The following is a 26545-nucleotide window of genomic DNA, read 5'->3' as shown; positions in this document are numbered from 1 at the left end:
CCTCTCTCTTTTCTGTCGTCAGGATGATGTTTGCTCCAGGAAGAGTCCTTTCTTGAGTTGTGCCATGTACGCCTGAATGATAGCGGGAAGGTCGGTGTGTGTTTCCTCTTCCAGCCAGCATTGCAGCGCGACGCGAAACGCGGTCAGAGTAGTCGCGGCAATAAAGCGGATCTGTAGCGGGTCGTACTGTTCGCCCCAGTGCTTGCTGATGAACTCGCGCAGAAGTGGCTCAATGCTGACCATGCGATACAGGTAGCCTGGTTGCAGTTCTGGCGTGGTGAGGATGACGCGAGAGAGCAGATAAAAATGGTCGCGTCGGCGCTGATGGAGCTCTCCCAGTTGTGTAAAGATATCCTCAAGCGCGTCGTACAGCGTGATCCCGGCCGGCTGCTGCTCGAAGGCGCTTCTGGCAGTGTCGTGGAAGTCGCGCCAGCTCGCAAAAACAACATCTTCCTTTGAGGCGAAATAGCGGAAGAAGGTGCGAGGGGACAGGACAACGGCATTGGCAATATCTTCGATCGATGTGTTCTCGTACCCCTTTTCGAGGAAGAGGCGCAGTGCGGCTTCTTCGATGGCAATACGAGCCATCATTTTCTTGCGCTCCCTGAGGTTCAGTTCTCTCTTCATGCCCTTTTGCTCCTTCGATACGGTCATTCTCTGCCCTTTTTCTGAGGTTGACAAATGTCACTCACTGACATTATATTTGATAGTGATGATGCATGTCATCAGTATACGCTGTTTTGTCCAGCCACTTGCTCAAATTGAGGGTTCCGGTTGATAGGTAGAAAGGAACAGCATCAATGAAAGTCACAGCTTTTACGGACAGATGTATTGCCAGCGGTTCCTGCGTGCTGGCCTGCCCGCAGGTCTTCGATCAGCGGGAAACAGATGGCGTGGTTCGTGTCTTGCAGGAGCGCCCTCCACTGGAATTGTTGGAGAAGGTGAAAAATGCCGCTTTTGTCTGCCCGGCTCAGGTGTTTACCGTTGAGGATGAAGAGAACACGTCGGAACTGATTGTTGTAGAGGACGATAGCGAACAGGCGTAGATTGTGGGGTCACGTTGTTTTGCTATCGTTTTTTTGTAGAGGCAGTTGGTTTTCGCTCTAGCAGGTATGGTGTAGTGTATCTATAGAGTCTCTCAGGAGAGTTAAATGATGAGTGAAGAACAGCACGTACAAACAGCGGACGAAATACTCAATTACCCGTTTCCTACTGAGAATCGCCTTCAATGCCCTGCCGAGTACAAGCGCTTACGGCAGGAATGCCCGGTTGCCCGCGTCCATATGCCGTATGGTGGCGATGCTTACCTGTTGACGCGCTATGCCGATGTCGCGAAGGCGTTTCAGGACCCTCGTTGTGGCATGATTCAGCGTTCGGATGGCGATGTGCCGCGTATTGAGGCGGGCGACGTTGTAGGGGCCAGCTCCTCCAATGAATCGCTCTTCAGCGTCTCGGACAAGCGACATAACAAGATCCGTCGTCTGGTAACACAACTGTTTACCGTCCAGCATGCGAACACGCTTCGCGCACGTGTAGTCGAAGTTACCAACGAGCTGATCGATGCAATGGAGCGCTCTGGGCCACCGGCGGACCTGTTTGAGGATTACGCGATTCAGACACCGATGACCGTGCTCTGTGAGCTGCTTGGCATTCCGCGCAAGGATGAAAAGCTCTGGCGCGAGTGGGGCCGCACTGCTATTTCCAAGACGGTGAGCGTTGAACAGCGGCAGGCACAGTGGCAGAAGGTTGCGCTGTACCTGAAAGATATTATTGAGCAGGAGAGGCAAAACCCGCGCAATACAATCATCAGCGTGCTGGTGAAGGCACATGACGAGGGCGGCGACGAGGTCCTCACCGAGGGAGAGATGTACTCGTTCGCACTCGGGTTGATTGTCGCCGGGTTTGAGACAGTCAGCACGACCTTTACCAACTCTGCTTTCATCTTGCTCCAGCGTCCTGACCTCCTGGAACAGCTTAAGGAGCGAGTCGACGACCCTGAACGCATGGCCTCGGCTGTGGAAGAGATTCTGCGTATCACGCCTGTTGGCAATGGTCGTCCAAGAATTACCCGCGACGCAGTGGCGTTCGGTGACAAGACGATCCCGAGCGGAGAAGTCATTTTCCTGTCCACGCTCTCGGCCAACTATGATGAGGAGCGTTTCCCGGACCCGGAGAAGGTCGACTTTGACCGCACGGGTGGCCCGGTGATGAGCTTTGGTCGGGGCATTCATGCCTGCCTCGGTCAGCAGATTGCGCGGATGGAACTTCAGACGCTCTGGAGCACGCTTTTGAAGCGCCTGCCGACGATTCGCCTGGCTGTGCCTCCCGAGGAAGTGCCCTGGAGGCCAGATGAGACGCTGACATACGGTCCGGCCCATCTCCCTGTCACCTGGTAGTGTTCCTCGAGAAGGAGGGTGGTGTCATGCTCTCCTTCTCCCGCGTTTTATTCCCTAACCTCCATACCTTCAGATTCCCATAAACGTGCTTCTCCCTGGGTCCCCTTTCTATCCACGCATACCTGAACGGACTCGATAACCAGCACTACCCGGGTGGGTGGTGTGGTTGCCTCGTGTGGCTGGTATCCTTTTAGCAGAAGATCGTTCTGGATAGAGTAACTACTGCTAAAGGAGATACATTCTATGTTATTACGAGAAAAAAAGGGAAATCCTGCGACGGAGCCGGTCCCGGGGGTAGCACCAACGCGTCTGCACTTTATTGACAATATTCGTATCCTGCTTACTATTCCGGTTGTGCTGGTTCATCTTGCTGTTACGTATGCTATGCTGGCGCTCTGATATTATTATGACACGAGTTCTCAGCTCGATATAGTTACTGTACTTGTGCTTGCAGCCTTTGTGTTTATAAATCAGTCCTACTTTATGAGCTTCTTTTTCTGATATCAGCCTATTTTGTGCCGGGAGCATATGACCGCAAGGGTGGAGCCCGTTTCTGGAAAGAGCGTCTGCTGAGGCTTGGAGTGCCGTTACTGGTTGTCTCCTTTCTGCTCAATCCGCTGCTCAGCTATGTGACCGGTGCCAGGGGGTCATACTGGGAGCAGATCGGGCCGGCGTGCTCTGGTTTGTAGCGGCGCTGCTGCTGTTTACTGCGGGCTACGCGCTGTATCGTCGCTGGGGGCCGGAGTTGGATCTTTCTCGCCTGCCGAACGTGCCGACCTATCGCATGGCCCTGCTATTCACGCTGCTGATCGCGGCGATGACGTTTCTGGTGCGGCTGGTGTTTCCTCTGGGGCTGTTCATTCCCTGGGTCGGGTTTCAGCCTGGTAGCTTTCCACAGTACATCTGTATGTTTATTGTGGGCCTGATCGCCTATCGCTGCAACAGGTTCCAGCAGCTCCCGATATCTCTTGGGAGAAAAGCGCTGTGGGGTGTAGCGGCTGCATCGGCCATCCTCTTTCCGCTTTCGGTGCTGGTTGGATTTGATGGTGCGTTCGTGGGGGCTGCATTGGCAGGCCGCTACCTATGCGCTCTGGGAAGCGATCATGTGCACGCATGTCTGTATCGGGTTGTTGTTGTTTCGGCAGCGTTTGAACCGCCAGGGAAGCGTGCTGAAGGGGATGGCAGCGCAGTCGTACACAGTCTCTATCATTCATCCAATGGTCATCGTCGCGGGTGCGTTTCTCCTGCATTGGGTGCCGCTCTACCCGCTGGTAAAGTTCGTGGTAGCCGCGCTGCTCATGGTCCCGGTATGTTTTCTGCTTGCGGGGGCGCTGCGGGCCATCCCCGGAGCGAAGAAGATCCTGTAAGCCAACAGAAGAGACTGGTGGCGCTCCTTGCTATCAGCCTCTCTCATTGTGAGATGAACGCCCATGTCGCACATGGCAAGTCGTCAGACGGCTTCCGGTGCCGGGGGATTGGGTTGTATCCCCTTAAAAAGGAGGGGAAAGCTGCCCTCCTTAATTCCAGGTTCGGCCCGCGTTGATCTCCTCCTTTTTGCGGAACGCGGTTTCCAGATCGACCTGAAAGGCATTTGCCAGATCGAGCAGGTAGCTGAACACATCGGCGAACTCTTCCTCTAGCTCCCACCGCTTCTGTTTTGCCTGCTCCTGATAGAGTCCCTGAGCGTTCCGAATTGCCTTTGCCAGTTCACCGATCTCTTCGGTGAAGAGCAGGAACTTTTCGGCGTAACTATCTTTTGTCCAGCCGCGTTCCTTACAGATCTCATCCATATAGCGCTGAAGGTCGGGCAGGGTTGGATGTGCGGGTAGCTGTGCCATAGGATACCTCTTCTTTCTACTTAAAAATGAGAGCGAAGTTCGTGAAAAGCGGAGAGCGTGAGGAGCTGCCCTTCTCCCTGATGCACTACATCTTCATGCTCCAAACGCCACGTGTGCGGATGCGGAAGAAAGACCGCGTTCAGCCCGGCCGCAAGCGCGGGATTGATATCAGACCGGGGAGAGTTGCCAATCATCCAGGTATGGCGCGGGTCAAGATGCAGCTCCTCAACGATCCGGTGATAGGTCGGGACATCTTTTTCATGCACGATAAGCGCCTTCTGAAAGTAGTGCTCGATATTTGAGCGCTCGATCTTCAGTTTTTGCTCCTCAAGATCTCCTTTTGTCAACAGGAAGAGATCATGTCGAGGATAGAGATACTCCAGCGTATCTTGAACGCCATCAAGCAGCTCCAGCGGCTGCATGCGAATCTGTTCGCCAAAGCTACGCACCTGCTGAAGTTCCTCTTCCTGTGGATCTTTCTCGGCCAGACGGCAATAGGTCTCGACCAGGCTTCGGGTGAAGTTCACGGTTCCATAGCCCATCAGGCGCTCGACCTCGTCAAGCGTAGCCCGTACCTCTTCGGCGCTCAATTGTGAGTGGTTGAGGAAGGTGATAAAATTGTGAATGGCCTGCTCGAAGTATATGTTATTTTGCCAGAGTGTGTCATCTGCATCAAAAATGAGATGATAGCGCATGCTGAATCCTTTCTTGACTGCCTAGCCTGCCGGTTGCGCCGTCGAGGCCCGAATCATCAATGTGAGAGGGATGGTCAGTGACGCGGGGGCTGTCCCTTCTTCAAGCGCCTGCAAGAGCAACGCAAGCGCCTGCGCACCAATCGTGCGAGCTGGAATGGCAACGGTGGTCAACTCGGGGTCAAGCATGCTGGCGATAATGCTGTCATCGAAGCTGACAACCGAGAGATCACGCGGAATTGAGCGGTGCAGCGCCCGAGCTGCTTTGTAGACCCCAACCGCCAGCACATCGCTATCACAGACAATCGCTGATGGCGGCTCAGGGCAGGTCAGAAGCTGATGGGCAGCTCGCGATGCATCGGCACTGGTAAAAGCGGCACGCGCCAGATAGTCTGCTGGAAATGAGAGCCCGGCCTGATGTAGCGCTGCCTGATAGGCATGATGTCGCTGATGGAACGAGGTGGCATCGACAGCGGCACCCAGATGAGCAATGCGCCTGTGCCCCAGGTGAATGAGATGTTCCATTGCTGCCTGCATGCCTGTCTCCACGTCCAGTTGAAGTGATGGGAGGCCCTGATAGGTTTCATCGACAATGATCGCTTTCCCCTGCAAGACCTGCGCTATGCTCTCGCTGGGCGGTTGCAGGGTGCAGAACAGGAAACCGTCCACGGCGCGAGAGGTCAGTGCGTCCAGAACAACGTGTTGCCAGTCCTGTTCCTCGTGCAATTGAGCAAGCAGTACAGAGTAGCCCGATGTGCGTGCGGCTTCTTCAGCACCCTGAAGCACGGCGGCAAAGTAGGGGTTACTGACATCGGGAACGACGAGTGCAACAATTCGGGAGCGTCCAGAACGAAGCGTGCGTGCGGCTCTGTTCGGGTGGTAGCCAAGTTCACGCGCGGCTTGAAGGATGGCTTCCTGTGTGCGCTTCCCTACGCGGCCCTCCGCTTTTCCGCCAAAGACAAGTGACACGGCTGATTGCGAGACCCCGGCGCGACGCGCTACATCGAAACTGGTTGGGCGTGGCTGTTTCTCCTGCATACATTCCTCTCCGGGTACGTCATACGTATGACTTTACCCGATAAAGGCAGGACTTGTCAAGAGGCCCGATCGTTGCCGGGCCTCATTAAAGGTCTACTCATGAACCGGTTCCAGGACTGTTTCTTGTGGCTCCTCGGTCAGCGTGCGGGGCAGACCGCGCACCGAGAGGAACGTACAGATCAGTGCGATGATCCCGAGCCCGAGCATGACAAGCACGCTGCTGGTCGCGCGGGTTGCCATACTGGCGGTTGCTTGCCAGGACCAGAGCAGACTGACCAGTGCCGGACCGCAGAGAAAGCCAAACTGTCGCGCGGTGTTGGAAAGCGCGCTTGCGGCTCCGAGCGTTTCACGTGGGCCGATGCTCATCATAAAGGTGAGAAGCGGGCCGTAAGCGAGGCCATTGCCCAGGCCAAAGAGCAAGAGACGCCAGTCCAGATCAAGGGCGCTGGTCGGGGTGGCGATGGTCAGAAGGAGCATCAGTAGCCCGATCAGTGAGATCGTCCAGCCGAGAGGCATCATCAGCCGCACGCCCAGGCGGTCGGTCAGGAAGCCTCCGGGAGGACCTATAATCAGCATGCTGAGTGATGGAATCAGCAGGATAAAGCCGGAGGCCGCCAGATCGAGATGATGCACGTCTTGCAGCACGAATGGCATCAGGTACGAGAGCGCTCCACTGGCTGAACTAAAGGCAAGCAGGATAACCAGCGAACCGAGAAAGCGGGGCTGACGCAGCAGGTAGCCCATCTGCCCGAAACCGCTCCGGGTGACAGTACCAAACGTGACGCCGGGCAAGCAGAGCAGCGCCAGCACTGTCGCGATCAGCACAACCGGGATATTGACCAGGAACACGGCGGGCCATTCCCATACGGAGAGTATGAGCCCCCCAAGCGCTGGCCCGGCAATGGCTCCTAATGGTCCCATTGAACCGAGAATTCCCATTGCTCGCCCGCGCTCGTGTGGCTCAATCGCGGCAGTGGCAATCGCCATTCCCTGTGAGCCGATCAGTGCTCCAAATGCGCCCTGTACCGCACGTCCGATCAGCAGCACAGAGAATGAGGGCGCAAAAGCGCAGATCATGCTGGCTATACCGAAGCCAAGCACGCCGACAAGAAAGGTGGTAAGTGGTGACCAGCGGGTGATAAGGAGCCCGGCGGGCAGCATCAGCAGGGTTAAGGGGACAGAATATACCATCATCACGGCGGACATAGCTGCGTCTGTCTGGTGAAAGGCACGCCCCATCACCGGGAGTGCCAGCGCAACCACATTCATATCAACAGAGAACATGATGATTGAGAGTCCGACCGCGAGAACAACGCCCCATCGACGCATGTTTTTTTCCTCCATCATAGATCAGTGTGTGTGAGTACGTCGATAGGGTAGCATTCGGGGAGAGTGGCGCACATCATCCCGAATGACGATAGGGTGTATGATACTCGTTCGCCTGTTGGGGAACGGGATTGAGAAGACCCAGACGATGCGCGACCTTGATGGCGGAGGCGCGGTTATGCACGTTCAGCTTGCGATAGATGCTCTGCACTTGCGTGCGCACCGTGTTGACAGAGACAATCAACTGTTGTGCGATGTCGGCATTGGAGCGACCGAGTGAAAGCTGATAGAGCACACGCTGCTCTTGTGGACTGAGTGGCTCCGGCAGGGCAGGTGCAGGTTGGGGCTCTTCCGGTGAGGCATGTAGCAGGCGCTGGATGTAGCCAGCCAGAGAGGACGTCCGCGATGGAAGCAGGGAGAGTAGCAGGTCCATCATTGCTTTGCCCTCATCCAGAAACAGGCGCATATAGCCCTCGACATAGGTCTGTTCAAGCAGGGAACGAAGCGTCTGTTGTGCGCGGGCGTACTGCTTCTGTGCGGCATAGAGCAGGGCGAGCAGGGCCTGTATCTCATAGACACTGCGCATATGGCCCGATGCCTCAGCCTCGCGCCGCAGGCGTTGCAAGAGGTCGAGTGCCTCGTCATCGCGGTGCTGTCTGTGAAGCCAGCGAGCAAGTACCAGCGCCTCACGTTCGGCAGTGAAGGGCTGTACCGCCTCATCACGCGTGCTATGGATCCAGCGCTGTACGGTTGCCAGATCTCCCGCTGCCAGCGCTTGCTGTGCCTGTAGCGCCTGTATCTCACGAATGAGCGTCACAGGAAGGGAGCCAGAAAGGCCTTTCATGCTGTTTGCCAGCATGTGCAGCCGGTGAATGGCCTGCTGACTTTCTCCTCGGGCGTGACTGATGCGAGCAAGCTGCAAGGTTCCCTGTACCTGATGAAGCGTGTAGCCAAGCTGCTCATTGATGGCCAGTGCTTCCTGTATCTGCTGTTGGGCGGTAGCGAGCTCGTTCCACTCATACGAGATGTGCGCAAGGCCGAGCAGGGCGTGCGCGATATCATTGCTATAGATATGGGCCCTCGCCTCGTCCAGCGCGCGCTGATAGTAGTCGGCGGCGCGATGCAGTTCGCCCTGCTCCGTATAGGTGCGGGCCAGCATGTTCGCGGTCGTCCTTTTGAAGTAGTGATTATCGACCTCCTGACAGAGCGCGTAGGCCTCTTCGAGGAGCTGACGCGAGGTCGTGACCTCTCCCAGATGCAGTAATGCAGCTTTTCCTGCCATGCTCAGGCTCAGGCAGCGCCAGGAGCGTTGTTCGAGCGAGAGCAAGGTCAGGGCGTGTCGGGCATATTTCCCGGCCTGCTCGGAGTCATCCTGTCGCCAGGCAAGCAGGGCGCGAAAAGCGTAGATTTCACCCAGGCGCGGATGATTGTTCTCGGTCTGAAAGTGCTCCTCCGCGATACGCAGGAACCCTTCGATGCTTTCCAGATGTTCCCCGGAGGGCTGCCAGGTGACGACGGTAAACAACCGGGCGATCGCGTATGCCAGGCAAAGCACCGGGTGCTGTGTGAGCTGCTCGGTGGGAAGCTGGCTTAACCAGTGATACAGGGCGTGGTAGTCGCGTTGCTGGTTTTCGTGTGGCGAGAGCGCAAGCAAGCGTTCAATCAAAACAATGGCACGCGGATAGTTGCGGGCGTGCAGCGCCGCCTCGATTGCTTCCGTGTAGAAGCCGTGCTGTTCATACCAGAGACTTGCCTGTGAAGAGAGAGCTGAGAGCGTCTCTGCTCCCAACCGCTGCCGGGCTTCCTGCTGCATGGCCTCGGCAAAGAGTCCATGATAGCGGTACCATTCACCCGCGCCGAGCGGCTCAAGGAATAGGTTCAGCCGGGCCAGCTCAGCAAGGATGTGCTGACTGTCATGGCTGCCGGTCAGTGCATCACAGAGGGAAGCGTTCAGGCGACCGAGTACGCTTGTCTGCAACAGAAACCGTTGCATGGGCTCAGGCTGTGTGTTCAGCACCTCTGTGACAAAATAGTCCTGCAACGAGTCCTGACGGCTCGCGAAGGTGTGCAGGATGGCGTCCATTTCCGGGAAGGCTGTGTGTGCTTGCAATGTGTACAGGAGCAGACGCAGCCCGGCGGCCCATCCTTCGAAGTGCGTCGTGATCTGCTGTGCGACCTCAGGGAGAACGGACGCTCCCGTTTCCTGTTGGAGCAGGCGTCGGGTTTCCGCTTGCGTAAAGCGCAGCGCCGCGGACTGGATCTCATAGAGCTCGTTCCGGGCACGCAGGCGAGCCAGCGGGAATGCCGGCTCACTTCGTGTCGTGATGATGACGTGCATGTCCTCGGGGAGGTAGTCGAGGAAGAATGTCATGTTTTCCTGGATACGCTTGGAGGTAATAACGTGGTAATCATCCAGCACCAGCACACCCCCATGCCTGGATTGCGCCAGCTCGTTCAGGAACAGAGTCAGTGCTGTCTCGATGATTGATGGCTCGAAGGGTGGTTGTGCCTTCGTTTGAAGGAGCGTCAGGGCGTCCTGTATCCCGCTCTGGAAATGCAGGCAGGCGGTCATCACATAGCGCCAGAAACGGCTTGCATCGTTGTCGTCGGCATCCAGTGAGACCCAGGCAACCGGCGGCATGGACTCCTGTCGTGCGGCGATCCACTGCCGCACCAGAGTGGTTTTTCCTGAACCGGCGGGCGCGGAAATCAGGGTGAGCTTCTGTTCCAGGCTTCGATCAAGCTGACGCAGCAAGTGATCTCGGACGAGCAGCGCAGAATGTAGCCTGGGGAGCCGTGTTTTCGAGAGCAGCAGCAGGTCAACAGGTCGCTCGTCTGGTTTGGAGGGGGCGGGCTGCTCCATGAGGGTTCGCGCGATCTGTTCAAGGCGATCGAAGTCCAGGTCTCCTGTGCGCCCGACGTAGCGCTTGACTGTTCGCTTGCCCCGCCGACGATAGGCATACCAGTAGCCTTCGTTGCCGCGTGGGCGCATCTCTTTGAGCAGCGTGAGCTGTCCTTCTCTGCCCTGAAATGAGAATGAGGTATATGCTGAGAGCCGCTGTTTCCATGTTTCCGGCTCTACAATACCGCTCTCCTGTGTATCGCGCCAGAGATAGCGCTGTGCATCCTGTGACCAGACAAGCGTTGCCTTTGCCATTCGTCTCCTGAATCCCTGAAAAAATGAACGACTGTTCCCCAACATGTATGAGAAGAGTATAACCCCTGAAGGGAGAGGATGCAAGTTCCTGCACTTCTGGCGTCCCTGGAGGGGGGCTGATGCATCCGGACGCGACGCTGCTCATTTACCATGTCGGGCGGAACTTCTGGGGCAGCGTGCCCCCATTGACCAGCATGACCAGGTGACGCAGATCTGTGCGCAGGGTGTGCATCCGCTCGGCTCCAAGCTCTGCTGTTAGTTGCCTTTCCAGGTGCGAGAGAAATGCTTCAGTCTCGCGAATGCAGCTCCAGCCTCGTTCTGTCAGGGTGACAAGCTTGCCGCGCCTGTCCTGGGGGTGCGGCTGCCGTGTCACATAGCCTCTCCGCTCAAGGTAGTCGATCATTTCGCTTGCTGCCTGCTTGGTGATACCCAGGAATTCGGCAAGCTCGTTTCCGGTCGCGCCAGCCGGAGCCAGGCGGGTAAAGGCAAAGCCATGCGCCGGGCGCACGTCATCATAGCCCCGGGCTGTCAGATGCTCGTGCAGCGCGTCAATGATGCTGCGGAAGCCGAGCCCGAGCAGGATGGTCAGGTCATAGGTAGGTGTCGGTTCCATCAATTCTGTTCCTTTTTCTCATGTAATGGTCAGGTTGCTTGACTATTTTCTCTGTATAGAGTATACTCCTTGAGGTAGTCAGGTTGCTTGACTATTTGAGAGCGAAAACGCTTTCATAGAGTAAAGAACGATTTGAACACGATGGAGGATACCGGATGACCGTTTCAGATAACTGTGCCGTGGTGACGCGCTTTCTTACCGAGGTCTGGAACAACAAGCGGACAGATGCGCTTGACGACTTTCTTGATCCCGCGTATTACGATTTCACATATGAGCCGCGCAACCGCGAGGGGCATGAACGTGTGCTTGCGCTGATGCAGGCGGCCTATCCTGATCATGAAACCATTATTGAAGAGATCGTCGGGCAAGGGGATACTGTCGCCGTCTGCCTGACACTGAAAGGCACACATACGGGGGAGCCGTTTCGTGGCATTCCTGCGACAGGTAAGACGTTTGCGATCGGGGGCTATCGTTTCTTCAAGCTTCGGGCGGGAAAGATTGTCTCGCATCGTGGCCTGATAGATCTTCCTTCCATGCTCCAGCAGATTGGCGGCTAGGGATTGGCGGCCTGGTGCAAGGGCCGCCTCCCGAAGCTCAGGAGAGCACCGTTTCCTGCTCGCCATCTATCAGGATGACCTCCCCGTCCCGCAATGCTTTAAAAGAGATATGATGGTCAATATAGTATTGAACCAATTGCTCGACCGCCGCTGACTCAGGATGCTCAGAGCGATAATGAGGAGCCAGCGCATAGGGAACAAGGTTCAACCCCTCCCAGACCGGCTCAGGAGCGTAGCCAGCGGGGCATGCTTCTACAGCATCAACCAGTTCCACGCCCCGCAATGATGGGGTCAGCACAACAGCACCCGCGCTATAGCCACCGTAGGCAAGTGCATCATGTCGTAGCAGATCAGGCAGGAGCGTATCAAAGCCGCTGGTACGCATGGCTCGGCGCAATACGAACGAGTTGCCTCCCCGTACCCAGATCAAACCGAAAGCAGGAAGCAGGGCCGCAAGCTCCTCGGTTCTGTTGAAGTAGTGGCGCAGGTCGAGCTCAACCGGTGTCAGACCAAGCTCGGTAAGCGCTGTCATCTCCTGTTGCAGGCGTAGCTGCCGGTCTGTTTCTGTGTGCGTGTCACAGGCGTTCAGGATGACTGCCGCTCGCCTGTTCTCTTTGACCAGATGGGCCAGTTGCTCTGGTTGCCTGCCAAGCCGGAACGAGGAAAGGAAAAGACGCATAGATAAAGGATCTCCTTCAGCAAATGGATGTGTTATCCAGCGTAGCATGTGCTGTCAATATGGATGAGGTAGGTGCGAGAAGCCAGGCTTTGCTGTTACACCGGGTTGGCTTTCTATCGTGTATACTCAGAAGGCAGACCGGTTCTGCTCTGTTTTGCAATCAGGGAAAGGAGGAGAAGCACATGCGAAAACGAATGGCGTTGTTGGGATTGGCCGCCGCAGGGGGCGTGCTTCTCGGACGAAAATGGTGGCAGCACAGGCGGGAAGAAGAGGCGCATGTCAGCCAGTCGGAGGAATCGTATCACCAGTCAGGAACGCGTATCCTGATCCTGGGGGCTGGCTTTGGAGGTCTCTCTACCGCTTTGAAGCTCGACCAGCAATTTGGACCATCGGATAATGTCAGCATCCTGGTGGTGGATCGAAACAATGATATGTTGTTTACGCCGCTTCTCTGGACGGTTGCCAGCGGGCGAGCGGATCCAGACAACATTCTGATCCCTATTCGGGCCTTCCAGCGAGGACGGCACTTCCACGTGTTGCATGCTGAGGTCGTCGGGATTGATCTTGAGAACAAGCGGGTGCACACCTCGGCTGGCATGCGCTCCTATGACATCCCGGTCATCGCGCTGGGCAGTCATACTACGATGCCGCATTTGCCGGGCCTGGAAGAATATGCATTCCCGTTCCATACCCCTGCCGATGCGCTGGAATTGCGCAACCGGCTGATAGACTGCATTGAGGCTGCACATCGCACCTCTGATCCAGAGGAGAAGCAGGCTTTCCTGACGTTTGTGGTTGGTGGGGCGGGTGATACCGGTGTTGAGCTTGCAGCTATTATCCATGATTATGTGACCAGTGGGCTCGCGAGAGAATATCCGTGGCTGGTGAATCATCCGGTACGGGTGATTGTGGCTGGTCGTGCGGATCGGATTCTGCCCACAAGTAACCCAAAGATCGCGCAGAAGACGCGGCAGGTGCTTGAGAGCGAGGGCATTGAGATCCACACCGGGACATCGGTCAAGGCAGTGACCGCGACGACGGTCGAGACGTCTCACGGCACGATTCCATCACATACGCTCTTCTGGGCCGCCGGGACGACAGCCCCGAACGTGGTGAAAGAATTGCCCGTGCATCATGCGCATAATGGCGCGGTCTTTGTCGATCAGTACCTGCGCATTCCCACGCATCCAGACGTCTATGTGTTGGGAGATTCGGCCTGGGCGTATGACTCGGCCACAGGAAACCCGATTCCGGCAACCGCACAGGCTGCCCTGCATCAGGGGAACTATCTTGGCAAGGCGATTGCGACGGTGATTCGTGGCGGGCAGCCAGAGCCATATGAGTTCAAGATGCTTGGTCATCTGGTGCTGCTCGGTCGTCAAACTGGCGTGGCAAGGATTGGCGATGTGACGCTGACCGGACTGCCCGCCTGGGTTGTCTGGCACCTCGTGTACTTGCTTCGGATTCCCTCGATGACCAAGCGCCTGCAACTCACGCTGAACTGGGTGCTTTCCGCCATTCTGGGCCGTGAAACCGGTCAGATTCGGTTGCAGACGGGTACACCGCTCCATCAGAAGATGCTGGAGTTGCAGACGACCTGAGACCTTGAAAAGAGTGCAGGGCTGCCCCTGCTCTCTCTTCCACCTCCACAGGATGGCCGGGCATTTCTCTGTAATCGGTATAGTAGAAAGAGAAATCGGAAATCAGAACGCCGCCTGTGAGAGGATGGATGCTTTATGCGAGTTGCCCTCTTTATTACCTGCTTTAATGATACGTTATTTCCTCACGTGGGTATTGCTACCACGCGTCTGCTTGAGCGTCTCGGTCATACTGTCGAGTTCTCAGAGGCGCAGACCTGCTGCGGTCAGATGCATTTCAACACAGGCTATCAACGGGAGACGCTCCCGCTGGTTCGTCGCTTTGTTCAGGTGTTCGGGGATGCGGAGATTGTGGTTGCCCCTTCCGCCTCCTGCGTTGGTATGGTGCGCGAATATTATCCCGTTGTTGCCCGAAAATCTGGTGATGGACGGCTCTGTGAAGCTGTCGAGGAGCTTCGACCCCGCGTGTATGAGCTCTCGGAATTTCTGGTCAAGCGGCTTGGTGTGCGGGATGTCGGCGCGTATTTTCCCCATCGCGTGACCTATCATCCCACCTGTCATAGCCTGCGCATCCTGCATGTTGGTGACGCGCCATTGCAGTTGTTGCGGGCGGTCAAGGGAATCAATCTGGTTGAGCTGCCCGACTCACATGAGTGCTGTGGCTTTGGTGGCACCTTTGCCATCAAGAATGCTGATACCTCAATGGCGATGCTTGGCGATAAGATGCGACATGTGCTCGACACGGAAGCCGAGGTGCTTTGTGCTGGCGACACCTCCTGTCTGATGCATATTGGTGGCGGTTTGCACCGGCTCCGGGCAGGCGTGAAGACAATGCATCTTGCCGAGATACTGGTCCAGACGGAAAGCGAGGCCCGATCATGAAGACACGGACCCTGCCGATGTTTCCGAAAGCGGCTCGCAAAGAGCTGAGCAACAGCCAGCTTCGCCACAATCTGGAGCATGCCACGACCACGATTCGAGCGAAGCGCAATGCGGTGGTCTCCGAGTTGCCCGACTGGGAAGAACTCCGTGCGGCTGGTGCGGCGCTCAAGGCACGAGTGATGCGTCACCTGGATGACTATGTGTTGCAGCTTGAAGAGGCTGTGCAGAGGGCGGGCGGTCACGTCCATTGGGCACACGATGCCGATGAAGCGAACCGTATTGTGACCCGGCTTGTAGAGCAGACCGGCGTCAGTCAGGTGCTCAAGGTCAAGTCGCTGACCACCGAAGAGATCCAGTTAAATAAGGCGCTCGCAGCGGCGGGCATTCACGCGATTGAAACCGATCTGGCCGAGCTTATTATCCAGCTCTCGCATGACACACCCTCGCATATCGTGGTGCCTGCCATTCACAAGAACCGCCAGGAGATTCGGGAGCTGTTCATGAACACCATTGCTCGTGGGCAGGAACTCTCGGATGACCCCCGCCAGCTTGCGGAGGCGTCCCGGCACTATCTGCGTGAACTGTTCCTTACAGTGCGCGTGGCGATCAGCGGGGCGAATTTCGCCATTGCCGAGACTGGAACCATCGGCGTGGTCGAGAGCGAGGGCAACGGGCGCATGTGCCTGACGCTGCCTGAGACGCTGATTACGGTGATGGGTATTGAAAAGATTATTCCCACCTTTGAGGATCTGGGGGTCTTTCTCCAGCTCTTGCCGCGTAGCGCGACCGGCGAAAGAATGAACCCTTACACCAGCATGTGGACGGGTGTCACCCCGGGAGATGGACCACAGGCGTTTCATCTGGTGCTGCTCGACAACGGGCGCACGCGTGTGCTTGCCGACGCGATCGGGCGACAGGCATTGCACTGCATTCGTTGTAGCGCCTGCCTCAACTTCTGTCCCGTCTACGCGCGCACTGGTGGCCATGCCTACGGGTCGGTCTATCCCGGGCCCATCGGGGCAATTCTTACGCCGCAACTGGTGGGCGAGAAGCACGCGGCGACGCTTCCCTATGCGTCGAGCCTGTGCGGAGCCTGCTATGAAGTCTGTCCGGTTCGCATCAATATCCCTGAAGTGCTGCTTCATCTGCGGAGCAAGGTCACGCGTCAGGAATCGCTGCTCAATCCTGAGGTGGCCGCGATGCGGGTGATGGGCCAGATCTTCGCGGATCCCTGGCGCTACGAGCAGGCGCAACGGCTAGCGCGACAGGGGCAGATTCCTTTTATCCATCAGGGGACCATTACCTCTTTGCCGGGCATGCTGGCAGGCTGGACGGCAGCTCGCGATCTGCACCCCGTCCCCAACCAGAGCTTTCGTGAGTGGTGGCGTGAGCGCCAAAAAGGAGCGAAGCGATGACCTTGCAGAATGCGAAGTACAAAATGCTCACTCGGATCTGGTGGGCGAATGCCACAATTGAGGAGCCGCCCGAAGTCGAGCGCTCGTACCGGCAGCGTGACGAGCGTGATCGCGAAACCATCCTGAATGAGTTCGTAGCGTGTCTGCGCGACTATAAGGCGCATGTTATTCGTACCTCCGAGGATAATCTGTCGCAGGAGGTCACGGCTGTTTGTCAACGCTTTCATGTGAAACGGCTGGTGATACCGGCAGATCTCCCGCGCTCCTGGCTGCCTGATGGCGTGGAGGTGCGTCGAGATGTGCCCCCTTTGAGCACCCGCGAACTGAACGAGTTCTCCAATGTGATGACAGGCTGTGCGCTGGCGATTGCCCAAACGGGCACAATCGTGCTGAATGCCGGCGAGACACAGGGGCGGCGGGCTCTCTCGCTGATTCCCGACCTGCATTGCTGTGTGGTCTTCGAGCGTCAGGTGGTCGGGCTGGTCCCCGAAGCCATCGCGAAGTTGGCCGAGCATGCCATGCGGCCTATCACCTTTATTTCCGGCCCCTCTGCCACCAGTGATATTGAGTTCTGCCGCGTTGAAGGGGTGCATGGTCCGCGGACCCTGATCGTTTGTGTGGTGAGTCAGCATGATAAAAGGCAACACGGTTGAGGAAACCATGTTGCCTTCGTGTTGGAAGCGGTTGGATAACGGGTAGAGGAATCAGATCGGGTTGTCTTGCTGTGGGAAGCGCTCAAGCCAGTTATCAGGAACGATGAAGCCAAAGCTCCAGCGGTTTCGCATGCTGGCATTGGCAATACAGTGCCAGAAGAGCTTTTCCTTTGCCTGCTCAATTTTGAAGAAGCGGGCTATCTTCGGGCGCTCTTCCAGCGTGACAATCTCCTTGTTTTCCGGATTCATGTAGCGGAAGAAGGAACGCCCGCCACCGGAAGGCGTGTCAAAGTCGATCAGGTACATGCGCCAACCCGCCTGTGATTCGTTCGTATGCCAGAGTCGGTAGGCAAAGGGCGGATACCACATACTGCCCGAAAAGCGGATCTCGCAGCCGAAGAATGCTTCCAGCAAGGAGATCATGCGCGTTTTGGCCTCCAGGTAGGCTTCATACCCCGGGTGGTTGATGTGCTGATCGAGATTGACAAGATGGAAGTCGCGGCGCGAAAACTCGTGCGCTTCGGCGGAAGGCTCCCAGTGCGCTTGCATGATCTCTTTGTACCGTCCCTCGAAGGCGGGGTCCGCAGGCGACAGGGAGAGAAACTGAAAGTCATCCGTGCGGAAACTCTGCTCGTAGCGCTCCATATCAACAGTGGGTGGCTTGATTTTCAGGTTCTCCAGCTCTTTGACGATCTCCTCGAAGCCCCGAATCTGTTCCATATCATATTCATAGTGATAGAAGGCGGGCTTCTGCTCGGTGGGTGGCGGCTGGTGTGGAGCGCTTTCCTGGTTGAACGAGGATGAGGCGGCGATCAGGTCCTGCATATCAAAGATGTAGCCATATTTGCGCCCGAGCTCAATAATTTCTCTGGTATCCGTTACTGCCTTCATTTGCTGCCTGAGCTCAGTTGAAGAGAGGATCTCGTGAAGAAAAGTGGTGCAGGTTTGGATAGACATGGCTGCTTATTTCCTTTCTAACTGCGGAGAATCCAGAAGTAACGGTGAAGGAACACGCTCGGGATAGGCCAGCCGCAGGAAGTGCATGCCGAAGCCTGCCAGCCCGAGCATCAGGCCAGGGAAGACATCGACATTTGCGCCGCCGAAGAGCCAGCTTCGCGCCTTCTCAAAGGAGCGCCATTGACTCTGTGCCTGGACGTTGGCCTCTACCCTGAAGGCGGGCTCCTGCTTCAGACAGGCGAAGCGGAGGAAGAGTTCAGCATTGCCCGATCGCCCATGACAGAGCGTGTCATTGCTGAGCTTATGAAAATTACGCAATGTGGCCGCCAGCGCAAGCGAAGCCTCATGGAGCAGGTGGTCATCGCCGAGCAGCGACCAGCAGGCAATACGGCTCAGGCCGATGCCCGCCGCTCCGTTACACCAGGCATTGGCGAAATGCAGACCCTTCTTGTTTGGCGTGACGCCGCGGGTACGCAGGTCGTACCAGTCCTGTTCTTCGGGGTCGAAGTGCAGCGCCTCATACGCGAAGGCCTGCCGTCCGGCCTCGATTGCCTCAGGCTGCCCGATAGCACAGCCCGCGAGAATCAGTGCCCAACCGATGCCGCTGGCTCCGTGGGCAAAGCCGGTCAGATTTGCCTTTGCCTCTTCGGGATGCGGTGAAGGCCAGCTCAGCGTGTCGCCCTGGTGTTCGGCATGTTGAAGCAGATGACGCACGCAGTGCTGAACCAGTTTCAGCGGCTCGTCGGTGGTTGCCTGTGCCAGCCCGATCAGGACGGGAATCAGGCCTGCGGTACCGCCAAGCACATCAAATGCTCGATCCTGCTCGATCAAGGTGGCCAGCTCTCGGCTGAGTCTGGTCGCCAGCACCAGGAGGTCCGGGCGCTGCCAGAGATGTGCCAGATGCGTGAGGAGATAGATCAGACCACCGATTCCCTGGAATGCGCCAGGTTGTGACGGGTCGCGCCGGGTGATCGCGTGATCGAGTGCCCGTTCTGCTGCTGCATGAAAGGCGGGCCGAGGCTCGATCGCGTCGAGATAGGCCAGGAATAGCGCAATGCCAGCGGAGCCATTGTAGAGCTCGGTGCTGATGTCAACCTCGGCCAGGCCCTCGCGAGTTAGCCGGTACGATGTCCACGGGGCGGAGGCCGTGGGTGGGCGCAGATGCATGCAGAGCTGCTCGCCGATCTGCCGGGCGTAGTCGAGCGCCGAAGCCACAAAAGATGGATTCTGAACCTCTGCCGTGGAGAGGCTCGCTCGAATATAGTGGCGCTGGCGGAGCCGGTTTTCCGGGGTCAGGTGTTTGATGCGCTGCGTGGCATATTCAAGCGGCGAGAGCTCAAGCGGCTGTGGCAGAGGCGTTTGCTGATCATGTACAAGCGTGCGCTCCTGCGCCCTGACAGTAAAGATGGGGATATCCAGCCGCCAGAGTGATGCCTGTTCGCGGTCAGCCATAGCGCCGCCATGATCCCATTTGCGCGGGTGGTGCCGCAGGCTTGCGAAGATCAGATCCACTTCCAGAGGTTCCATCAGGCAGGAGGGATGAGAGGCGGCGAGCAATAATTGCATATAGATCTGCGTACTCCAGCTTATGAAGCGCACCGAGGCATCAGCGAAGAGGCGCGTGAGGACACGGGTTGCCTCCTCAGGATGCTGCTGAAACCAGGTATGGACGCGATCAAAGCCGCGCAGGATGCTCTCCTGAAAGGCTTCGGGCTCGACAAGCCGCCCCTCGAAATACACTCGATTTGCGGCGGTTGGATCGACATGTAGCCCGACTTCACTGCTCACGGAGAGCGCCAGCGAGAGGCGTTGTGTGCTGATACGAGGTTGCGCGTAGGGCAGTTGAAAGGGCTTGCCACCCGCGACACCGCTGAGTTTCATATCCGTACTATCGGTGCGAGGCCATTCGAGCAGCCCCGTTTTATACACCGAGTCGAGCAGACTGCCAGCCGGTTGCTCCTGCCCGCAGGGAAGCACGCCCAGGATTGTTTCACCATCGCAGATAAAGGCATGGCCATCGGCCACAAGCAGGTTTTCCAGATGAATATCACTGCCTCCCAGAATATGGAAGAGCCCCAGATAGCCGCCAGTTTCCTCATAGATCTGCGCGGCCTGTTCCAGTGAGGTAACATGGTTGCGATGGGGCGGGATCATGGCGGCGTATCCGTACCCGTCTCGGGCGATGGTCAGGTAGGTCGCGAACGGGATCACGCCACGTGTTGCCAGATGCTGCTGAAGCTTCGCAAGCGCGACCTCGGAGCGGACACAACGCGGCTTGTAAAGCAGGGTTCCCGGGGTTCCATCTTCCAGTTCAACGTGAACAGTGGTGACGCTCTGCCCACCGTTATGGTAATCGGACTTGCCCGGCTGAACGCTCAGGATACGGCGAATCGGTGTGCCTGAGAAGCAGGCCGAGAGTGCTTCCCGATCACGAGTGAGGCGCTCGATGAGCATGCAGCCGTTATCGAGCACAAAGCGTGTGATCTGTGCCAGCCAGCGCCCGAGGGTTGGAAAGCGAAGATAGAAGCGGTGGTAGGCGTCCCGATCCGAGAAGGTGACATTCAGGTAGCTGATATAGTCGTCGGCGGTGGTGCTGGTGCGGTTGATGCCAGAGCGGGCGCAATAGACCTTTGCATCTGTCTCGATGGCCCAGGCAAGCGGAAGTTCAAAGCGACCAAGCAGGTGAAGTTGCAGGTCGTCGAGCAGTTGGGAAGAGAAGAACTCGCAGCCGCTGAGGGTGTTCGCTCGATGACGTGCTGACGCCAGCTCACGGTGAAGGTAGTGCAGGAAGGGTTCGCATGCCCTGGCGAAGCGTCCATAGGCAATATCGGGGTCGCGTTGCTGCACCGAGGCGTGATCATAAATCTCAAGGGCCTGCTGATAGGTGGGAAGCCACGCCCGGTGTGTTTCGACAAAGAGGGCGTGTGCAGGCTCTTCCAGAGCGGGTAGCCCCAGTTCAAAACGTTTGTATGTCGAGAGGAGGGCGACGAGCTCGGCCTTGCGCTGTGGCTCCATGTATCCGGCGAGCTTTTCGGCCAGCGAGTCGATTTTCCAGCGATCAAAGGCGCTGAGGGTGCATGTCGGCGTGGCATACCTGGCGGTCAACGCTGTAACAAGCTGCTCGCGTTCTGTCAGGTTGCTGGCGCGACAGGCAATATCCAGAGGAAACATCGCGCACTCTCCTTGCAATCAGTCTGTAAAGATTCAGGATATCCTCGGCGGCGGGTGGTATCCTCGCTCGAACATGCCAGGTGTGTGGGCAAACAGCCCCCGATCAGGAGTGATCCCGATATGATCCAGAGCAGGTCAGGCTGAAGAGCGCTGATCCCCCACCGTGAGGATGTTGCCTGAGCGCCCGAACAGTCGGGCCACTACATCCGCGTCATTGAGGATGCGAGCATCAGGCTATTTGGTGTTTCCGTCGCAGATGGCTGTGATTGGTCCGAAGCTACAGGACTGTACACAACCATAGACCTCAATGGCGGCAATGGCTTCGCGCCAGAAGTTGAGCGTCGCCTGATCCTGTGGTTCGACTGCATCGGGGATCCGCACGGCGTTGCGGTCGATGCCAAACGCGGTCGGCTGCTCCATCAGAGCGCTGCGAAATGTGTGATCAACGGCGGCTTGATAGAGCAACTGTTCATCTGCGCATGGTAGTGCAGGCATGGGGAAACCTCCTACTGGGAGACCATTGGCGATTGCTGTCCGGGGTTCAGTGCTACGATGCCGAATTTAAAGCCTGTCAGTTGCTGGATTGCCTTGAGTTCGCGCACAGCGATCTCGATATTCTTGCCCGATCGCTGCCAGTCGACCAGCCGCTGTTCATCAGCACTCAGGCCGTCGCGGGCCCAGAGGGATTCCAGCCAGGTTTTGAGGCCGTAGAAACTGGTATCAGTAACGGGGGTGACGCGCGCTGCCCAGGGATCATGGGGAAGCGCCATAGCATGTTCAAAGATCTCGCGTAGCATACTGTCTGGTGGCAGGTGCGAGAGCAGGACAAGCAGCATTTGGATCTGACGGATCTCATCACCATCATACATGACATTGGTAGTCGACATGGGTTTGTCCATTATCAGTCTCCTTTCATCTGATGCTGTCAACACGGTGAGCGCCTACCGAGTGAGAGCCAAACAGAGGAGCAGAACAAATCATACAAACTACAGCTCGAAGCAAACCATCAGACCGCGTGCTTTGTTCCCTTTCTCTTCTTGAGCTCTGTAGTGCAGGAAAAGCTCAGAACCCTGTTCAGCTCTGCACTCATCCCCACCAAACAGTGAGTGAACGCGAAGCGGTCAGCGGCCTCGTCACTCTGACCGGTTCCACTACACTCTATTTTCAGTATATATGCATTACAAAACTGAATATGCAATTTTGCATCGACAAGAAAATACTATTTATGATAGAAAATTTGTTTATAGTGGTTGCAAACGCTTCTTCTGACCGGCTTTGTGGCCTTCCGTACCCCGCTCGGGAGGGCGAGGTGTCCTCTGCTCGTCTGCTGCTGTCCCCTGGATGTGAGCAGGATGTCCCGTCGCTGCTGTCGGTTGCACTATTTCTATGTCTGAGATCAGGAACGATTCTGTCCGGAATAGGACGTACACTGAGATCAGCATGAAACAGAAAGGACAGTTTACATATGGGTAAGCGTTGTACATCGAATTTCAAGGTAATCTCCTGGGAGCCACAGCCCTATGATGAGCCAGAGAAGGGGGCGACTCTGTATCGGACCGATCTGAAAAAGGTCTTTTCCGGAGCGCTTGAGGCAGAGAGCACGGTCTGCATGCTGAGTTGCGAGAGTGAGGATGGCAAGGGCTATGTCGCGACGGAACGAATAACGGGACGGTTGGGAGAGCGCTTCGGGAGTTTTGTAGTGCAGCATGGAGGCGCGATGGAGGGTGATAAGCTCGTTGAGACCTTCGGCTATATAGTGCCGGGCTCGGGAACCGATGAACTGCGTGGCTTGAAGGGGCGCTGTTCATTTGAGCATACCGAGCAGGCGGCCTTGTTCCATCTGGATTATGAGTTTGAGGCATAAGCTATTTAAAGGGCAGAAAGAGAACATCTGCCCTTCTTCTCTTCCTCACTAGAGCACGTATTGACTCAGTATTCTGTTGAAGCCGACAATATCAAAGCTTCCTCTGATCTCAAATTTGACTTTCCCGACCGCACTGTAGTACAGTTCCAGCTCACAATCACGGTCGAGCACGCCTGCGGTCTCGATTGAAAAAGCCTGGACCTTGCTATAGGGCAATGAGGTATAATCGATCTTCTTCCCTGTAATGCCCTGCACGTTGATTGCCAGAATCCGCTTATTGGTAAAAACCACGGAGTCGCGAATTGATTTGAACGCTGCTATGATCTGCTCATCTGCGACCAGCATAGGCCCAACAAGCGACATCACTTGCTGTGGTGGGATTGGCGAGAGTTTAATGAAGCCCTGTTGGAAGTCTACCAAAGTATGATTCTCCTGATAAAAGAAAGTCTACGAACATGCGTCTCTACTCTGATAGACGGGGAAAGTGACGCGGAATCAAATCGGTATATAGCCATCCAGGAACCAGCGCCAGGCTTCGTGAATGATGTCGAGCGGGATCGCGTGCATGCCATCGAACTCATGATAGTGGACATCGTAGTTGTTGTGCTGAAGCAGTGGTACAATTTTGCGGCTGCATCGATCAATCGGGAGTACAGGGTCATGCCTGCCGTGTGAGATAAAGATGCGTGGCTTGCCCTCAGTATAAAGGGGCGAGAGGAAACCCGGCGAGAACGCGATGATATGATTGAACAAGTCTCCATTCATCAGACCGAGCGAGAGCGCGTAGGAAGCGCCATCGGAAAAGCCGCCTATCGCGAGCAGTGACGCATCGACAGCGTAGCGGCTGAAGATTTGTTCCAGTGCACACTCAATAAAGGAGACATCGGCATTATAGACACCGGTGCCATGTTCAATCGCGTCCCACGTCTGCTGACGCGATTGGGGAACGAGCAGGAGAAAATCGATCTGCTCGATGCTTGGAAGAAAGTAGCTAAGCGTGCCATGAGCGGTCCCGCCTGCGCCATGCAACATCAGCACAAGCGGCATCGGGTGTGTGGGCTGATAGCCCTGAGGTACATACAGGAAGCCATCGCGCTGTATGTCCAGCTCCAGCGGGTGCAGGCCGACGGGAGCTGAAGATTCCCCGGTCGGTTTCGGTCGTGCAGCTAGATATCCCCGGGTCTTTTCCTGTTCTTGTTGCATGGTTGTGAGGCCCTTTCTGCTACAATAGCTTGTGTTGCCTGCCGGCGAGCAGGCGCAACTGTAAGAGACACGTTGAGAGGCGAGAGAAGGTGTCTCAGCCGCATGGAAGCACGAGGATGCGTTCTCTGTGGGTGGTGTGCTGTGTCCTTCAGGGGGCAAAAAATGCCGCCCGGAGCTGATCCCGGGCAGCACGACGACGTTATTGAAAGGCACGATCTTACTACCAGTATTTTTTGAGAAGGCTTGAGCTTAACGGCATTGTGGAAAGCTCAATCAACTCACTTTTTTTCAGGATGGTTGTGTATCGGGAAGGTCAGGTATAGGAGGAGTCCTATACCGGCTTGAACAGATCTTATCGCCTCCTTTCCTTGCGTGCATACGCTTCTCTTCGCGCATAGGCAGAGATCATTGTATGCGTCTTGACGGGTTGCCACTCGCCCTGTAATTCGAGGTCAACTGCCAGATCAACGCCACAACGAGCAAGTACCTCGCCACGAATATATGAGATCAGCGCAACGACATCATTTGCGCTGGCACCTCCACGGTTAATGAGATAGTTCGCATTGCGTGGTGAGACTTGTAGATTGCCAAAGACCCGACCGCGCAGTCCCGCCCGCTTGATGAGCTCGCCTGCCCGCTGTCCCTCAGGATCAAGAAAGACCGGGCCCGATCGTTTTTCCCGCGGAAGCTCAGCGCGTCGAATTGCCTCATACGCACCGATTTCCTCGCGTATGTGCTCCGGTTGGTCAGGATAGAGCCGCAGGGCGAGTCGTAACACCATTTCTGGCGGCTCGATCAAGGCACGTGGAGCCGGAAGCAACGACTCATCTTCGCTCCAACGGACATATCGCTGTTCCCGCAAGCGGCTGTGATGATACCGAAGATCCAGTTCATCACGGGAATAGCGGCGTATCTGTGGTACTGCTATCTCACCAGGCTCCCCCGCATTCACCCCACGTGCGTCAAGCACCTCAATCCACTCAAGCACCTGTCCCAAATGCTTATTGTGGGCGCCGGCGTTGCTCATGACCCCGCCACCCAGGGTACCGGGAATCCCGGCTGTGAATTGAAGCCCGCTCCATCCCATCGAGGCCAGTTGGTTGACGAGAGAAGGCCAGCTTAACCCGGCATCGGCAAGGAGCAGTGCAGAATCTCCCTCATTCTCCACCTCGAACTCTTTCTCGTGAAGATGGGCAACGATGCCGCGCACACCCTGATCGGCAAACAGAACGTTCGTTCCATTTCCGATCAGCAAGAGCGGGACACGGTGCTCTCCACAGAGCTGCACCAGCCTGAAGAGTTCTTCTTTTGATACCAGATCAAGCCAGAGATCTGCGGGACCTCCAATCCCAAAGGCGCAATGCTCCGACAGCGGCTCATCACGGCGAATTCGCTCGTGAAAGTGTGGCTGCAAGCGAGCGTAGAGGGCATCTTTCTGGAAAGCCATAACAATCTCTCCTTTGTTGCCGCCTCGGCTGCGGGGGGAAGCGGATATCTCTTCTTCGTTCTGTGTGTAGTATATTGCAGTGACCTCACAGCCCCCTCACGTATAGATAAGACGACATCACAGCTTCGTCACGTTACACCGCGTACGGCTGAGCCAGGAATGAGAAAAATATGTCTCTGCTGACGTATGTATTGTGTGACATATCGATGTATGAAATTTTACAAGGAGAGAAGGATGAGACAGTCTGTTCGTCAACTCGTGATTTTGTGCCTGTTGTTGCTGCTGACGGCCTGTGCGTCGTCCCCTCAAGAGGGTACAGCATCACCAACGCCAACACCTCCGGCTCCCACTCCTTCACCGACGCCACCGGCGGTCCCGAAGCGAACGGTGCAGTTCTCCTCGCGCGATGGAATCAAGCTGACCGGGTGGCTGTATGGCGCCTCGGGGCAGACGGCTGTTATTTGCTCCCATATGCGCCGAGGCTCCAAGCAGGAATGGGAGATGCTGGCTCCCTGGCTGGCTCAGCAGGGGCTTCGGGTGCTGGCATACGACTATCGGGGCAATGGCGATTCGGAGGGTGATGATAATACCAGCAAGTATGAGCTTGATCTGCTTGGCGCGATTACCTTTATGCAGCAGCAGGGGGCGAATAAGATCGTGTTGATCGGGGCCAGTATTGGCGGTACGACATCGCTGCTGACTGCCGCACAGACGAAGGTGGCAGGGGTGATTACCCTCTCGGCTCCCTTTATTAGCTGGGTGGATGAGCAGACGGTCAGGAAGATAACTGCGCCACAGTTGATCATCAACAGTGAGGACGACACCTATCACGAGGATACGGAGAAGCTCTATCAGGTGGCGAATGCTCCGAAGGAAATACACATCTATAGTGGGGCTGCCCACGGCACCGACCTCTTCTATGAAGAGCACTGGCAGGATCTATTGAAGCGTATTCTGACCTTTGTTCACACCTATGCCAATTGATGTACTCCCTCTGTTACCGGTCCTTTCCTGGTAACAGAGGCTCTACCTGAAAAGACTATTTATAGAGTAGAGGAG

27 protein-coding genes are annotated in these 26545 nt (G+C 56.5%); 12 read left to right on the top strand and 15 right to left on the bottom strand.

Annotation, left to right across the window (positions count from 1 at the left end):
- Positions 1–18 precede the first annotated feature (18 nt).
- Positions 19–627, bottom strand: a complete 609-nt coding sequence (locus KTH_RS01280; protein WP_497616000.1) for a TetR family transcriptional regulator — start codon at positions 625–627, stop codon at positions 19–21.
- A 173-nt stretch (positions 628–800) separates the two neighbouring features.
- On the opposite strand from KTH_RS01280, the gene KTH_RS01275 reads away from it, so the two are divergent.
- From KTH_RS01275 to KTH_RS01255, 5 genes are all read left to right on the top strand, one after another.
- On the top strand, positions 801–1046 hold the full coding sequence (locus tag KTH_RS01275; RefSeq protein ID WP_497615998.1) for a ferredoxin: 246 nt from the start codon (positions 801–803) through the stop codon (positions 1044–1046).
- Between the two features lie 105 nt (positions 1047–1151).
- The gene (locus tag KTH_RS01270; RefSeq protein ID WP_111319876.1) at positions 1152–2396 is read left to right on the top strand and encodes a cytochrome P450; all 1245 of its coding nucleotides are present in this window, start codon (positions 1152–1154) and stop codon (positions 2394–2396) included.
- 243 nt (positions 2397–2639) lie between these two features.
- Positions 2640–2795: a hypothetical protein gene (locus tag KTH_RS01265; protein ID WP_170142397.1), complete on the top strand. Its 156-nt coding sequence runs from the start codon at positions 2640–2642 to the stop codon at positions 2793–2795.
- Positions 2796–2893: 98 nt separating this feature from the next.
- The gene (locus KTH_RS01260; protein WP_428843951.1) at positions 2894–3085 is read left to right on the top strand and encodes a hypothetical protein; all 192 of its coding nucleotides are present in this window, start codon (positions 2894–2896) and stop codon (positions 3083–3085) included.
- Positions 3070–3939, top strand: coding sequence for a hypothetical protein (locus KTH_RS01255; protein WP_111319874.1), 870 nt, complete (start codon positions 3070–3072; stop codon positions 3937–3939). The genes KTH_RS01260 and KTH_RS01255 overlap by 16 nt, the downstream gene beginning before the upstream one ends.
- On the opposite strand, the gene KTH_RS01250 is transcribed toward KTH_RS01255, so the two are convergent.
- From KTH_RS01250 to KTH_RS01225, 6 genes are all read right to left on the bottom strand, one after another.
- The gene (locus tag KTH_RS01250) at positions 3914–4234 is read right to left on the bottom strand and encodes a MazG nucleotide pyrophosphohydrolase domain-containing protein (RefSeq protein ID WP_111319872.1); all 321 of its coding nucleotides are present in this window, start codon (positions 4232–4234) and stop codon (positions 3914–3916) included. The genes KTH_RS01255 and KTH_RS01250 overlap by 26 nt on opposite strands.
- Before the next feature lie 20 nt (positions 4235–4254).
- Complete coding sequence (locus tag KTH_RS01245) at positions 4255–4929, bottom strand: HAD family hydrolase (RefSeq protein WP_111319870.1); 675 nt, start codon at positions 4927–4929, stop codon at positions 4255–4257.
- 21 nt (positions 4930–4950) lie between these two features.
- On the bottom strand, positions 4951–5964 hold the full coding sequence (locus tag KTH_RS01240; RefSeq protein ID WP_111319868.1) for a LacI family DNA-binding transcriptional regulator: 1014 nt from the start codon (positions 5962–5964) through the stop codon (positions 4951–4953).
- 93 nt (positions 5965–6057) lie between these two features.
- Entirely contained in the window at positions 6058–7293 is a 1236-nt protein-coding gene (locus tag KTH_RS01235) for an MFS transporter (RefSeq protein WP_170142396.1), read from the bottom strand.
- 73 nt (positions 7294–7366) lie between these two features.
- Positions 7367–10447, bottom strand: a complete 3081-nt coding sequence (locus KTH_RS01230; RefSeq protein WP_497615994.1) for a winged helix-turn-helix domain-containing protein — start codon at positions 10445–10447, stop codon at positions 7367–7369.
- Between the two features lie 145 nt (positions 10448–10592).
- Positions 10593–11060: a MarR family winged helix-turn-helix transcriptional regulator gene (locus tag KTH_RS01225; RefSeq protein WP_497615992.1), complete on the bottom strand. Its 468-nt coding sequence runs from the start codon at positions 11058–11060 to the stop codon at positions 10593–10595.
- A gap of 155 nt (positions 11061–11215) precedes the next feature.
- On the opposite strand from KTH_RS01225, the gene KTH_RS01220 reads away from it, so the two are divergent.
- A complete protein-coding gene (locus tag KTH_RS01220; protein WP_497615991.1) occupies positions 11216–11617 on the top strand; it encodes an ester cyclase in 402 nt (133 codons plus the stop codon).
- A 37-nt stretch (positions 11618–11654) separates the two neighbouring features.
- On the opposite strand, the gene KTH_RS01215 is transcribed toward KTH_RS01220, so the two are convergent.
- Positions 11655–12296: a Type 1 glutamine amidotransferase-like domain-containing protein gene (locus tag KTH_RS01215; protein ID WP_497615990.1), complete on the bottom strand. Its 642-nt coding sequence runs from the start codon at positions 12294–12296 to the stop codon at positions 11655–11657.
- A gap of 182 nt (positions 12297–12478) precedes the next feature.
- On the opposite strand from KTH_RS01215, the gene KTH_RS01210 reads away from it, so the two are divergent.
- The 4 genes from KTH_RS01210 to KTH_RS01195 all read left to right on the top strand — a co-directional run bounded on the left by KTH_RS01210 (position 12479) and on the right by KTH_RS01195 (position 16844).
- A complete protein-coding gene (locus tag KTH_RS01210; RefSeq protein ID WP_497615989.1) occupies positions 12479–13897 on the top strand; it encodes an NAD(P)/FAD-dependent oxidoreductase in 1419 nt (472 codons plus the stop codon).
- Between the two features lie 135 nt (positions 13898–14032).
- Positions 14033–14776, top strand: coding sequence for a (Fe-S)-binding protein (locus KTH_RS01205; protein ID WP_111319856.1), 744 nt, complete (start codon positions 14033–14035; stop codon positions 14774–14776).
- Positions 14773–16191, top strand: a complete 1419-nt coding sequence (locus KTH_RS01200) for a LutB/LldF family L-lactate oxidation iron-sulfur protein (RefSeq protein WP_111319854.1) — start codon at positions 14773–14775, stop codon at positions 16189–16191. Before KTH_RS01205 ends, KTH_RS01200 begins: the two co-directional genes overlap by 4 nt.
- Positions 16188–16844, top strand: a complete 657-nt coding sequence (locus KTH_RS01195; RefSeq protein WP_211326046.1) for a LutC/YkgG family protein — start codon at positions 16188–16190, stop codon at positions 16842–16844. Before KTH_RS01200 ends, KTH_RS01195 begins: the two co-directional genes overlap by 4 nt.
- A gap of 51 nt (positions 16845–16895) precedes the next feature.
- Here KTH_RS01195 and KTH_RS01190 read toward each other — a convergent pair whose 3' ends face one another.
- The 4 genes from KTH_RS01190 to KTH_RS01175 form a co-directional block, all read right to left on the bottom strand.
- A complete protein-coding gene (locus tag KTH_RS01190; protein ID WP_111319852.1) occupies positions 16896–17801 on the bottom strand; it encodes a Nif11-like leader peptide family natural product precursor in 906 nt (301 codons plus the stop codon).
- A 6-nt stretch (positions 17802–17807) separates the two neighbouring features.
- Positions 17808–20972, bottom strand: coding sequence for a type 2 lanthipeptide synthetase LanM family protein (locus KTH_RS01185; protein ID WP_497615987.1), 3165 nt, complete (start codon positions 20970–20972; stop codon positions 17808–17810).
- Positions 20973–21206: 234 nt separating this feature from the next.
- Entirely contained in the window at positions 21207–21467 is a 261-nt protein-coding gene (locus KTH_RS01180; RefSeq protein ID WP_111319848.1) for a cinnamycin family lantibiotic, read from the bottom strand.
- Positions 21468–21478: 11 nt separating this feature from the next.
- Entirely contained in the window at positions 21479–21871 is a 393-nt protein-coding gene (locus tag KTH_RS01175; RefSeq protein WP_111319846.1) for a DurN family substrate-assisted peptide maturase, read from the bottom strand.
- Between the two features lie 566 nt (positions 21872–22437).
- On the opposite strand from KTH_RS01175, the gene KTH_RS01170 reads away from it, so the two are divergent.
- The gene (locus tag KTH_RS01170) at positions 22438–22836 is read left to right on the top strand and encodes a DUF3224 domain-containing protein (protein ID WP_497615985.1); all 399 of its coding nucleotides are present in this window, start codon (positions 22438–22440) and stop codon (positions 22834–22836) included.
- 48 nt (positions 22837–22884) lie between these two features.
- Here the strand turns inward: KTH_RS01170 and KTH_RS01165 are convergent, their stop codons facing one another.
- The 3 genes from KTH_RS01165 to KTH_RS01155 form a co-directional block, all read right to left on the bottom strand.
- The gene (locus tag KTH_RS01165) at positions 22885–23256 is read right to left on the bottom strand and encodes a PH domain-containing protein (protein ID WP_111319842.1); all 372 of its coding nucleotides are present in this window, start codon (positions 23254–23256) and stop codon (positions 22885–22887) included.
- 75 nt (positions 23257–23331) lie between these two features.
- Positions 23332–24039 (bottom strand): alpha/beta hydrolase, encoded by a 708-nt coding sequence (locus KTH_RS01160; RefSeq protein ID WP_497615983.1) that lies wholly within the window; start codon positions 24037–24039, stop codon positions 23332–23334.
- 352 nt (positions 24040–24391) lie between these two features.
- Positions 24392–25486 carry a UDP-N-acetylmuramate dehydrogenase gene (locus tag KTH_RS01155; protein ID WP_497615981.1) on the bottom strand — a complete coding sequence of 365 codons (1095 nt, stop codon included), beginning with the start codon at positions 25484–25486 and terminating at the stop codon, positions 24392–24394.
- A 234-nt stretch (positions 25487–25720) separates the two neighbouring features.
- Here KTH_RS01155 and KTH_RS01150 point away from each other — a divergent pair, with 234 nt between their 5' ends.
- A complete protein-coding gene (locus KTH_RS01150; RefSeq protein ID WP_497615979.1) occupies positions 25721–26470 on the top strand; it encodes an alpha/beta hydrolase in 750 nt (249 codons plus the stop codon).
- The last annotated feature ends 75 nt before the right edge of the window (positions 26471–26545 follow it).

The organism is Thermosporothrix sp. COM3 (assembly GCF_059696735.1).
The sequence above is the reverse complement of the archived record's forward strand: the minus strand, read 5'-3'. Positions and strand labels throughout refer to the sequence as shown.